We start from the raw sequence: 11,891 nt of genomic DNA on the forward strand, positions 1-11,891 counted from the left end.
CTTCGGCGGGGCGGGGCGGGTGCCCCAGGTCGAACTCTGCGGGACGATTGCACGTCGGCAGGTCGGATCCACGGATCCTGTCCTGCAGACGCGCAATCGTCCTTTTTCTTGCGACGAGTGATCGTGGAAGAGGGCGGACTGTCGTGTCCGATTTCCGCGAGCCTGCGAGATTCGGACGTGTCAGAGTGGAGGCATGAGCTTCCCCGGAATGACCTTCGACGAGCGGTACCGTGCGATCGACGCGCGCGACACCCGCTTCGACGGACAGTTCGTCACGGCCGTGCGCTCGACCGGGATCTACTGCCGTCCGAGCTGCCCGGCCCGGACGCCCAAGCCCGAGAACGTCACGTTCTTCCCGACCAGCGCCGCCGCGCATGAGGCCGGCTACCGCGCCTGCAAGCGCTGCCTGCCGGAGGCCGCGCCCGGTTCGCCGGAGTGGAACCTGCGCGGTGACGTCGCCGCCCGCGCGATGCGCCTCATCGCGGACGGCGTCGTCGAGCGCGAGGGGGTTCCTGGGCTCGCCGCACGGCTCGGCTACTCCTCACGCCACCTCACCCGGCTGCTCGCCGGGGAGCTCGGCGCCGGGCCGCTCGCCCTCGCCCGTGCTCACCGCGCGCACACCGCCCGGATGCTGCTGGTCGGCACCGACCTGCCGATCGCCGACGTCGCGTTCTCGGCGGGGTTCGCGAGCGTCCGCCAGTTCAACGACACCGTGCGCGAGGTGTTCGGCCTGGCGCCGGGGGAGCTGCGCGCCCGGCGCCACGGCCGCGATGCGCTGGCCGCCGCGACCGCGGTGCCCGGCGAGATCGACCTGCTGCTGCCATACCGCACGCCGTTCGACGCGGAGGGCCTGTTCGCGTGGATGCGCGCGCGGGCGCTTCCCGGGGTCGAGGAGGTGGGTGCGCGCCGCTTCTCGCGGCACCTGCGCCTCGACGGCGGACCGGGCTGGTTCGAGCTGAGCCTCGACGACGCCGATCGCCTGCACCTGCGCGCCCGCCTGGCGCAGCTCGGCGACCTCGCGCCTCTCGTCGCCCGCGCCCGGCGGCTGTTCGACCTCGACGCGGATCCGCTGGCGGTCGACGCCGCGCTGTCCGAGCATGAGCCGCTCGCGCCGCTGGTCGCCCGTGTCCCCGGCATCAGAGTGCCGGGAGCCGCGGATCCGCACGAGATGCTCATCCGCGCGATGATCGGGCAGCAGATCACGGTCGCCGCGGCACGGACCGCATTGACGCTGCTCGCCCAGGAGCTCGGGGAGCGCGTCGGATCCGCCGACGACGGACCGGGGGAGGGGATCCTCTTCCCGACCATGGCTGCGATCGCCGAACGCGGGCACGAGGTGCTGCGGGGTCCTGCGGCCCGGATCAGAGCCGTCACCGGCGCCGCGGCCGCCCTCGCGGACGGCTCTCTGCGGCTGACGCTCGGCGACGACGGCCAGGCGCAGCGCGCCGCGCTGCTCGCGATGCCGGGGATCGGGCCGTGGACGGCCGACTACGTGCGGATGCGCGTGCTCGGCGACCCCGACGTCTTCCTGCCCGGCGATGTCGCGGCCCGAGCAGGCGCCGGCGGCGCGGGGCTCCCCTCCGAGGCCGGACCCCTGGACGCCTGGGCCGCCCGCACGGCGCCCTGGCGCAGCTACCTCACCGCGCACCTCTGGCGCGCGGTCCCGGTGAAGGCCGCGAAGACCCCGAAGGCCACCAAGACCGCTCAGACCCCCAAGACCATCTCGATCACGGAAGGCTCGAAATGACCGCCATCATCCAGACCATCGACACCCCCGACGGCCCGTTCACGATCCTCGCGGACGACCAGGATCGCGTGCTCGCATCCGGATGGACCGCCGACCATGAGGCGATTCTGTTCCGCCTCGCCGAGAAGAACCGCCCGGCCGAGGTCGTCGAGGGCGCGACCAGCGCGGCGGATGCCGTCGCCGCCTACTACGCGGGCGACCTCGCGGCGATCGACGCGGTCGAGGTGCATCAGTTCGGCACCGACATGCAGAGTGCTGGATGGCAGGCGCTGCGACGGATCACCCCGGGCGAGCCGCTCACGTACACCGAGTTCGCCGTCGCCCTCGGCAAGCCGGGTGCCGTGCGTCCCGCGGCCTCGATCTGCGCGCGCAACGCGCCGGCCCTGTTCGTGCCCTGCCACCGGGTGCTGCGCACCGACGGCACCCTCGGCGGCTTCGCCTGGGGCGAGGACGTCAAGCGCCGTCTGCTCGACCGAGAGGCCGCGCACGCGATCGCCGCGTGACCGGACCGGATCCGGACCTGGATCCGGACCGTCCGTCCGTCGTCCACGCCCCCTCCTGCTGTCCGCGCCCCCTCGCACGAGCGCACACAGGAGGGGGCGCGGGTGCGCTGAGGGGGCCTCGACGTGCCGGCGATGAGTCGCGCCGGTCCCGTGGATCCGTGCCGGCGGACCCCGGATCCGGCGGATCGGGAATGGCGCGGGGACGGCGCGCGCTGAGTCCAGCACCGGAGAATCACCCGGGCGCGGAGGCCTCGGCCGGTGTCACGCGGATCGTGAGATCGGTTTCGGGAAAACGCTTGCGTTCAGGCGGTTCATAAACATAGGCTGGACGGCTGTCGCGTCAACCGACCCGGCGGCCGTCGAACCGAGGAGGACACCATGCCCACGATCAACACTGCGTCGTCGATCAGCGCTGTCGCCGGTTCGCCCCTCGTTCCGGCCGAGGACTGACCGCTCCGGTCCTCCTCGGCCCACACCGGCCGCTCATCGCACGGATGCATCGCATCCGCTCCTTTTCGTCCCCTGCCATCCCCTGATGCGATACGTCACTGCTGAGAATCATGCCTAAAGAACCCTCATCGTCCACCGTCCCTCTCTCCACACCCCGTGCGCTCGCGCGGCTGGCCCCCTTCGTGAAGCCGGTCGCCGGTCGTCTCATCGGCGGCGGGCTCTCCGCCCTTGCTGCAGCCGTGATCGCGCTGTGCGTGCCGCTGCTGCTCCAGGTCGTGCTCGAAGGCCCCATCGCCACCGGCGAGATCGGCGCGATCATCTGGGGCGCCGTCGCCGTGACCGTGCTCGCACTCGGCGAGGCCCTCATGGTCTGGTTGCGCCGGCAGTTCGTGCTCAACCCCGCCACGCAGGTGGAGTACCGGATGCGCACGCAGCTGTACTCGAGCCTGCAGCGCTTGCCGGTCGCCTTCCACGACCGCTGGCAGTCGGGCCAGCTGCTCAGCCGCATGATGCAGGACATCGGCCTTATCCGCCGGTGGCTCGCGTTCGGCCTCGTGCTGCTGGTCGTCAACCTGCTCACGATCGTGATCGGCGCCGCACTGCTGTTCCGCTGGCACTGGCTGCTCGGCACGATCTTCCTCATCACTGCGGTGCCGCTGTGGATCTCGGGCTTCCTGTTCGAGAAGCGCTACGGCGTGCTCACCCGCCGCAGCCAGGATCAGGCCGGCGACCTCGCCACGAGCGTCGAGGAGAGCGTGCACGGCATCCGGGTGCTCAAGGCGTTCGGACGCGGCAAGCACGCGCTCGTGAAGTTCGCGCGCCAGGCCGAGTCCTTGCGCGAGACCGAGCTGAGCAAGGCCCGCTCCGTCGGCTGGATCTGGTTCTGGCTCGTGCTCATGCCCGAGATCGCGTTCGCGCTCAACCTGGTCGCCGGAATCTGGCTGATCGCGCAGGGCGCACTGAGCGCGCCAGAGCTGTTCGCCTACTTCGCGATGGCGACCGTGCTGCGCTGGCCGATCGAATCGATCGGCTTCCTGTTCTCGTTCATGCTCGACGCGCGCACGGCCACCGACCGCGTATTCGAGATCTACGACGAGCAGAACACGATCACGGATCCGGAGAGCCCGGTCAGCATCGCGGAGCCCCGCGGCGAGCTCGCGTTCGAGGGCGCCCGCTTCCGCTATCAGGACGCCCGCCCGCACGAGCGCGACCTGCTCGACGGCATCGACCTCGTGCTGCGCCCGGGAGAGACCATGGCGCTGGTCGGCATCACCGGATCCGGTAAGACCACCCTCACGACCCTGCCGACGCGTCTGTACGACGTGACCGGCGGACGGGTGACGCTCGACGGCGTCGACGTACGCGACCTGACCCTGGCCGAGCTGCGCACGCACATCGCGATGGCGTTCGAGGACGCGACGCTGTTCTCGGCCACCGTGCGCGAGAACGTGCTGCTCGGCCGGGCGGATCTGGACGTCCACAGCGCCGAGGCGGAGCAGGTGCTCCGCGAGGCGCTCGACGTCGCCCAGGCAGGTTTCGTCGACACGCTCCCGGAGGGCGTCGAGACGATGATCGGCGAAGAAGGGCTGAGCCTGTCCGGCGGACAGCGTCAGAGGCTCGCGCTCGCGCGCGCCGTGGCGGCCAAGCCCAAGGTGCTCGTGCTGGACGACCCGCTGTCGGCGCTCGACGTCGACACCGAGGCGCTCGTCGAGGAGGCGCTGCGCCACGTGCTCGCCGAGACCACGGCGCTCATCGTCGCGCACCGCCCGTCGACCGTGGCCCTCGCCGACCGTGTGGCGCTGCTGCAGAACGGGAAGGTGACGGCCGTGGGTGCGCACTCGGAGCTGCTGCGCACGAGCGCGCACTACCGGCACGTGATCTCGAGCCTCGAGGCCGAGGAAGCCGCGCGCACCGGGGCGATCCCGGTGGTCGCCGGCGCCGCCGCCCCCGGGGCGGTTCGCGGAACACCGCCGTCACCCGACGGCGCGCCGAACGATACCCACGCCGAGAACGAGGAGGTGCAGGCATGAGCGTCATCGGAACCCAGGACGAGGACCGCTCCGACCTCACGCACGAGGAGAGCAAGGCGATCCGACGCCGCTCGCTGCGGCTGTTCGGATCCCTGATCGCGCCGCTCAAGGTGCAGATCACGCTCACCGCCCTGGTGCTGGTGATCTCCACGGCCGCGCAGGTCGCGGGCCCGGCGCTCGTCGCCTACGGCCTGAACACGGCGCTGCCGGCCGTGCTGAAGCACGCGGACTGGATGCCGACGATCATGGTCGGGATCGTGTTCCTCGTCGTCGGCGCGGTCGGATCCGCGCTGATCGGCTGGTATGCCGTGCTCACCGCCCGCATCACGCAGGCGGTGCTGCTCGACCTGCGCAAGCGCATGTTCCTGCACACCCAGCGGCTGAGCCTCGAGTTCCACGAGAGCTACACTTCGGGCCGGATCATCTCGCGCCAGACCAGCGACCTGGACTCCATCCGGGAGCTTCTCGACGGCGGTCTGAACCAGCTCGTGTCCGGGTTGCTCTACGGCCTCTTCACGTTCATCGCGCTCGTGCTCGTGGACTGGGAGTCCGGCGTCGTCCTGGTGCTCGCCGGCATCCCGCTGGTCTACCTGATGCGCTGGTTCTACCAGCGCTCGCAGCTCGTGTACCGCGAGTCGAGGGTCATCAGCGCGAAGGTCATCGTGCAGTTCGTCGAGACCATGACCGGCATCCGCGCCGTGAAGGCGTTCCGCAAGGAGCCCCGCAACGACGTGTCGTTCCAGGAGGTCGCCGGCGACTACCGCGACGTGAACCGCCGCTCGATGCTGCTGTTCGGCACGTTCGAGCCCGGGCTCATGGCGGTCGCCGCTCTCACCCTCGGCGTGGTCGTGGTGTGGGGCGGCGTCCGCATGGCGAGCGGTGACATCCAGGTCGGCATCCTGCTGGCCGCGGTCCTGTACGTGCGCAACTTCTTCGCGCCCATGCAGGAGATCGCGATGTTCCTGAACTCCTTCCAGTCCGCCACGGCGGCGCTGGAGAAGGTGTCGGGCGTGCTCGATGAGGTTCCGACGGTTCCGGATCCGATCAAGGCGGTCGACCTCTGGGAGTCGAAGGGGCACGTTCGCTTCGACGACGTCGAGTTCGGATACGCCCAGGATCGGGTGATCCTGCCCGACTTCTCCCTGGACATCCCCGCGGGACAGACCATCGCGCTGGTCGGCACGACCGGCGCGGGCAAGTCGACCCTGGCGAAGCTCGTGTCGCGCTTCTACGACCCGACCGCCGGTGCGGTGACGCTCGACGGCGTGGATCTGCGCGATCTGCACCCGAAGGACCTGCGCCGCGCGATCGTCATGGTCACGCAGGAGGCGTACCTGTTCAGCGGCACGGTGGCCGACAACATCGCGCTCGGAAAGCCCGACGCGACGATGGAGGAGATCCGGGCTGCTGCGCGCGCTGTGGGCGCCGATGCGTTCATCGACTCGCTGCCGGACGGCTACGACACCGACGTGAACAAGCGCGGCGGCCGCGTCTCGGCGGGGCAGCGACAGCTGATCTCGTTCGCGCGCGCCTTCCTCGCCGACCCCGCGGTGCTGATCCTCGACGAGGCGACCGCTTCGCTGGACATCCCGTCGGAGCGGCTGATCCAGGATGCGCTGCAGACCCTGCTCGCCGATCGCACGGCGATCATCATCGCGCACCGTCTGTCGACCGTGGCGATCGCCGACCGGGTGCTCGTCATGGAGCACGGCCGCATCATCGAGGACGACGCCCCCGACGTGCTCATCGCCGGCACGGGCAAGTTCGCCCAGCTGCACGCCGCCTGGCAGCAGACGCTGGTGTAGGGACTCGAGAGCCGCAGCTCTGCAGGACGTCTGCATCTCTGCAGGACGGATCCGGACGGATTCTCCTGCAGAGGTGCAGACGTCCTTTCGTCGTGCGGACGGGACCGCTCCACGCGAGGACGGGCTCATGCGTGCACCGGAGCGAGGTGGGCGCCGCGGCTGATGGCGGCGATGAGGATCCGCTCGACGCTCTGCCAGTCGTAGACGATCTGCGCGGAGGAGAAGCGGAGCACGGTATAGCCGCGCAGGCGGAGCTCGGCGTCGTGGGCGATGTCGCGCGTGCGATCCGCCGATGTCGAGTGGTGCGCCCATCCGTCGACCTGGACGATGAGGTGCGTGCCGATCAGGAAGTCCACGTCGTGGCCGGCGAGGCGCACCTGGAACCGCAGTCGCACGCCCCAGCCGCTCAGCCGAACGTGGAAGATCGTCTCGAGCGAGGATCCGGTGTCTCCGCGCGTGTGCGCGGCGACCCTGCGGGCCGCGGTGCTCCGCCACGTCACCTGCCGGAGCGATTCGAGCGCGATGGCCTCGGTGCGGATCGCCGACTCCCAGATCGCGGTCGCCTGATCGAGGGGGAAGCACTGGGCGGCGTGGGCGAGCGCGTCTTCGACGGATGCCTCCAAGGACCGTGGCCGGTCGGGGCCCAGCGGCTTGGCCCAGTGCGCCTGCACGCCGTGGTCCCGGACCGACCCATGCCGGGGCAGGTGCAGATGCAGCGCCCCGTCGTCGTCGGGCGGTACCCACCACTCTCGTCGTCGGGCCAGAGACACGCAGGTGAGTGCGCCGCCGGCCGCCGCCGCACGAACCAGCTCGGGCGGGGCCGAGCGCAGCGCGATCCACTTGGCTCTGATGCGCTGCACGGTGCCGTCGCGGATGGCGGCGCGTACGCGGGTGGGGGAGAAGCCGGCCGCCGCGGCATCGTCGCGATGTCCGATGCCGCTGCGAAGGGAGAGCCAGGTGTGCAGGTCCATGCCGACAGCCTGGGTCGTGGCGGGAACGCGTGGGAGGTGATTCGCGGAATCAGGGTGGAAGAGGTGTCGGGCCCCGTCTGTGCAGGACGATGTGCGTCCACGCGTTTTGCAGGAGGGTCGCAACTCTGCAGGATGGATCCGGAGGATCTGTCCTGTGGAAGTGCAAATGCCCTGTGGAAATGTGATCGGTAGGCTCGAGGCGTGGATCCCTTCTGGGCGGTCGTCGCGGAACTCTGGTGGATCGTGCCGGTCATCGTCGGCGCGGGAGCCGTGATCGTGCTGGGCGCTCGCCGCGGTGCCGCATCCGGAGGCCGTCGGCTCGGTTACGACGCCGCGCGTCTCGATCTGCAGGCCGCTCAGCGGGCGGCCACCGAAGCGCGTCTCGCGGTGCGCGTCGCCCGGGCGGAGCTCGCCGGCCGCGTCGCGGGGCGAGCGGCAGGGTCCGCGCATCCGGTCGAGGTGTCCGATGCCCGGCGCGCGCTGCGCGACGCTGAGGCCGGCGCGAAGGCGGCGTCCGCGGCGGTGCGCGCCCGGCGCGCGCAGGTGGAGGCCGCACGAGCCGACCTGGCCCTGAACGCGGATCCGCACCGACGCCCGCTGCCGCGCGCGATCGCGGCCCACGACGCCGTGGTGGCGCGCTGGATGGCCTACGAGACGGATCCCGCGAAGCTCATCGCGTACCCGACCATCGGCGATGCCGGCGATCCGTCGACGGCCGCATTCCTGCTCGCGCTGGATGAGGCCAGACAGGCCCGCCCCGACCCCGCCCGCCGGATCGGGCCCGCCGAGTTCGGCGCCTATCGCGACGCGGTGACCCGGCTGGAGCGCGCCTTCGACACCGCCGAGCACGACGCCCGCGCGCGCGCCGAGGGCCGGGATCCCGAGCGCGAGCGCGCATCGCGCGCGACGGGCTGGCAGGACACCGCCCAGCAGGTGATCTCGATGTCCGCCGACGCCCTGGACCGCGCGGCCGATGCGGCGGCGTCAGCGATCGCCGCGTGGAATGCGCGCGAGCGCGGTCCGAAGCCGCGCAAGAAGCGCGACTGAGCGCACGCACGCGGCGCAGTCTGCAGGATGTCTTCACTTCTGCAGGGCGCATCGGGCGGATCCGTCCTGCGGAGTTGCACACATCCTGCGGACGTGACCGCGGCACGCGGCGAACCGCTGCGGACGTGACGGCGGCACGCGGCGAACCCCTGCAGACGTGACGGCACGCGGCGAACCGCAGGGCGGCGAGTCCGGCGGCGGCTGCTCCGCGGGAGGAGGAGACGACGGGGCTTCGATGGGGGAGGGGATTCGAAACCCCGCCGCCGATCACAGCGTACGCGTGTCGCGGGCGCCCCGGTGCTCAGCGGTGGGGCGCGCCGGTGCTCAGAAGCGGATCTCCGCGATGACCTCGGCGTACTCGGTCTCTCCGACGGGCGTGAAGCCGACGCGCTGGAAGAACGCCTCCGGACCCCCGGCGCCCGCCTCGTAGATCACGTTCAGGTGCCCGAAGCCGCGCACCCGTGCCTCGGAGATCAGGCTCTCCACGGCGAACCGGCCGACGCCGCGTCCCTGGTCGTCCGCGTCGACGTTGATGCGCCACAGCACGGAGCGGAAGTGCTCCTCGGGGGCATCGGGATCGAAGTTGGCGCTGACGAAGCCGACGACCTCCTCGCCGTCCAGCACGACCCGCTGCCAGCTGGTCTGCGGATTCATGACGGTCGCGGCGATCCCGTAGGAGACGGGCGCGAGGTACTGCTCCTGCCCGGGCTTCAGGGAGAGATTGTTGACGGCGACGATCGTCGCCGCGGACAGTTCGACCAGTCGCAGTTCCGTCATGGTCCCCAGGCTAACCCCTGGACGGCGCTCGTGGCGGAGCAGGGCGAAACGTGGGGAGAAGTTCACCTTCCGCGGTGCGGAGCGAACGGTCCGCGAGCGGATCCCGCGCGAGCGCAGCAGGACGAAGGGCGCTCGGGAATCCACGAAGGGCAGGTATCTTGGTATCGAGATAAATCTGCGCGATACCGCGTGCGCATCCACGCGTGGTCGCTGTCTGAAACCCTTCCTGCGTGAAACGGAGACCCCGGTGACCGACGACGCCATCATCTACACCTACACGGACGAGGCGCCGGCGCTCGCCACGGCCTCTCTGCTGCCGATCGTCCAGGCCTACGCCCACCAGGCGGGCGTCGACATCGAGACCCGCGACATCTCGCTCGCCGGCCGGATCCTCGCCGCCTTCCCCGAGCGCCTGAGCGCCGGCCAGGCCGTGGGCGACGCGCTCGCCGAGCTCGGGGGTCTGGCGACCACGCCCGAGGCCAACATCATCAAGCTGCCGAACATCTCGGCGTCCATCCCGCAGCTCAAGGCGGCCGTCGCCGAGCTGCAGCAGAAGGGCTTCGACGTCCCGGACTACCCGGACGACGCGGCCACGGTCGAGGAGAAGGACGTCCGCGCCCGCTACGACCGCATCAAGGGATCCGCGGTGAACCCGGTGCTGCGCGAGGGCAACAGCGACCGGCGTGCGCCGCTCGCGGTGAAGAACTACGCGAAGAAGCACCCGCACCGCAACAAGGCGTTCGGCGAGGGCTCGCAGACCCACGTCGCCACCCTGGGCCACGACGACTTCAAGGCGAACGAGAAGAGCTGGGTCTCGCCGGGCGATGACGTGCTGACGATCCAGCACGTCTCCGCGGACGGCCAGGTGACGGTCCTCAAGGAGAACCTCAAGGTGCTCCCCGGGGAGATCATCGACGCGACCTTCCTGAACGCCGCCGCGCTCGACGCCTTCCTCGCCGAGACCCTCGCCGAGGCGAAGGCCGAGGACGTGCTGTACTCCGTGCACCTCAAGGCCACGATGATGAAGGTCTCCGACCCGATCATCTTCGGCCACGTCGTGCGCGCCTACTTCGCGGATGTGTTCGCCCAGTACGGCGACAAGCTCGCCGAGGCCGGCCTCACCGCGAACGACGGACTCGGATCCATCCTCGCCGGACTCGCAGACCTGGAGGGCGGCGAGGAGATCGCCGAGGCCTTCTTCCGCGCCATGGAGAACGGCCCGCGTCTCAGCTACGTGAACTCGGACAAGGGCATCACGAACCTGCACGTGCCGAGCGACGTGATCGTCGACGCGTCGATGCCCGCGCTGATCCGCAACGGCGGCAAGCTGTGGGGCAAGGACGGGGGCGAGGACGACACGCTCGCGGTCATCCCCGACTCCTCCTACGCCGGCGTCTACCAGGCCACGATCGAGGACGTGATCGCGAACGGCCCGCTGGATCCCGCCACGATCGGCACCGTGCCGAACGTGGGCCTGATGGCCCAGGCGGCCGAGGAGTACGGCAGCCACGACAAGACGTTCGAGATCGCCGCGGACGGCCGCGTGCAGGTCGTGAACGCGGCCGGCGAGGTGGTCCTCGAGCATGAGGTGCACGCGGGCGACATCTGGCGCGCGACGCAGACCAAGGACGTCCCGGTCCGTGACTGGGTGAAGCTCGCCGTGAGCCGCGCCCGCGCGAGCGGCGCCCCGGCCGTCTTCTGGCTCGACCCGGCGCGCTCGCACGACGCCGCGCTGATCGCCAAGGTGACCGAGTACCTGAAGGACTACGACACCGACGGCCTCACGATCGAGATCCTCACCCCCGAGGATGCGACCCGCTACTCGCTCGCGCGCATGCGCAAGGGCGAGGACACCATCTCGGTCACCGGCAACGTGCTGCGCGACTACCTCACCGACCTCTTCCCGATCCTCGAGGTCGGCACCAGCGCGAAGATGCTCAGCATCGTCCCGCTGCTCGCCGGCGGTGGCCTGTTCGAGACGGGCGCGGGTGGATCCGCCCCGAAGCACGTGCAGCAGCTCGTCGAGGAGAACTACCTGCGCTGGGACTCGCTGGGCGAGTTCTTCGCGCTGGCCGCGTCGTTCGAGCACTTCGCCGACCGCACCGGCAACGCCAAGGCCGCGATCCTGGCGAAGACGCTCGACGCCGCGACCGGCACGTTCCTCGAGAACGACCGCTCGCCGGGGCGGGCCCTGGGCACGATCGACAACCGCGGCAGCCACTTCTACCTGGCCCTGTACTGGGCGCAGGAGCTGGCCGCGCAGACCGAGGACGCCGCGCTCGCCGCCGCGTTCGCCCCGGTCGCCGCCGCGCTCGCCGCGGACGAGGAGCGCATCGTCTCCGAGCTCACCGCGGTGCAGGGCAAGCCCGCCGAGATCGGCGGCTACTACCGCCCGGACGGGGCTCTCGTGGCCAAGATCATGCGTCCGTCCGCCACGCTGAACGCGGTCATCGACGGCCTGAACTGACGAGATCGACGAGGGGGCGGACGCCGCGGCGTCCGCCCCCTCGTCGTTCCTCCCGCCGCGCGCAGAGCGCACGCGGGACACGCGAAGGGGCCCG

Annotated in this window: 8 protein-coding genes; 6 read left to right on the forward strand and 2 right to left on the reverse strand. The window is 70.8% G+C overall.

All coding sequences use genetic code 11. The features are described from left to right. The first annotated feature begins 193 nt into the window (after window positions 1–193). From ACFC1J_RS12955 to ACFC1J_RS12970, 4 genes are all read left to right on the forward strand, one after another. Complete coding sequence (locus ACFC1J_RS12955) at window positions 194–1,747, forward strand: DNA-3-methyladenine glycosylase 2 family protein (protein ID WP_375906544.1); 1,554 nt, start codon at window positions 194–196, stop codon at window positions 1,745–1,747. After that, window positions 1,744–2,250 (forward strand): methylated-DNA--[protein]-cysteine S-methyltransferase, encoded by a 507-nt coding sequence (locus tag ACFC1J_RS12960; RefSeq protein ID WP_375906547.1) that lies wholly within the window; start codon window positions 1,744–1,746, stop codon window positions 2,248–2,250. The genes ACFC1J_RS12955 and ACFC1J_RS12960 overlap by 4 nt, the downstream gene beginning before the upstream one ends. Window positions 2,251–2,810: 560 nt before the next feature. Continuing rightward, window positions 2,811–4,730, forward strand: a complete 1,920-nt coding sequence (locus tag ACFC1J_RS12965) for an ABC transporter ATP-binding protein (protein WP_375906550.1) — start codon at window positions 2,811–2,813, stop codon at window positions 4,728–4,730. Continuing rightward, a complete protein-coding gene (locus ACFC1J_RS12970) occupies window positions 4,727–6,535 on the forward strand; it encodes an ABC transporter ATP-binding protein (RefSeq protein ID WP_375906553.1) in 1,809 nt (602 codons plus the stop codon). Before ACFC1J_RS12965 ends, ACFC1J_RS12970 begins: the two co-directional genes overlap by 4 nt. A 125-nt stretch (window positions 6,536–6,660) precedes the next feature. On the opposite strand, the gene ACFC1J_RS12975 is transcribed toward ACFC1J_RS12970, so the two are convergent. Next, complete coding sequence (locus ACFC1J_RS12975; protein ID WP_375906556.1) at window positions 6,661–7,506, reverse strand: endonuclease domain-containing protein; 846 nt, start codon at window positions 7,504–7,506, stop codon at window positions 6,661–6,663. A gap of 201 nt (window positions 7,507–7,707) precedes the next feature. Here ACFC1J_RS12975 and ACFC1J_RS12980 point away from each other — a divergent pair, with 201 nt between their 5' ends. Further along, complete coding sequence (locus ACFC1J_RS12980) at window positions 7,708–8,553, forward strand: hypothetical protein (RefSeq protein ID WP_375906559.1); 846 nt, start codon at window positions 7,708–7,710, stop codon at window positions 8,551–8,553. Window positions 8,554–8,877: 324 nt separating this feature from the next. On the opposite strand, the gene ACFC1J_RS12985 is transcribed toward ACFC1J_RS12980, so the two are convergent. Beyond that, the gene (locus ACFC1J_RS12985; protein WP_375906562.1) at window positions 8,878–9,330 is read right to left on the reverse strand and encodes a GNAT family N-acetyltransferase; all 453 of its coding nucleotides are present in this window, start codon (window positions 9,328–9,330) and stop codon (window positions 8,878–8,880) included. A 247-nt stretch (window positions 9,331–9,577) separates the two neighbouring features. Here ACFC1J_RS12985 and ACFC1J_RS12990 point away from each other — a divergent pair, with 247 nt between their 5' ends. Continuing rightward, window positions 9,578–11,797 (forward strand): NADP-dependent isocitrate dehydrogenase, encoded by a 2,220-nt coding sequence (locus ACFC1J_RS12990; RefSeq protein ID WP_375906565.1) that lies wholly within the window; start codon window positions 9,578–9,580, stop codon window positions 11,795–11,797. The last annotated feature ends 94 nt before the right edge of the window (window positions 11,798–11,891 follow it).

It is taken from the genome of Microbacterium sp. NPDC056052 (genome assembly GCF_042266785.1).
GTDB lineage: Bacteria > Actinomycetota > Actinomycetes > Actinomycetales > Microbacteriaceae > Microbacterium.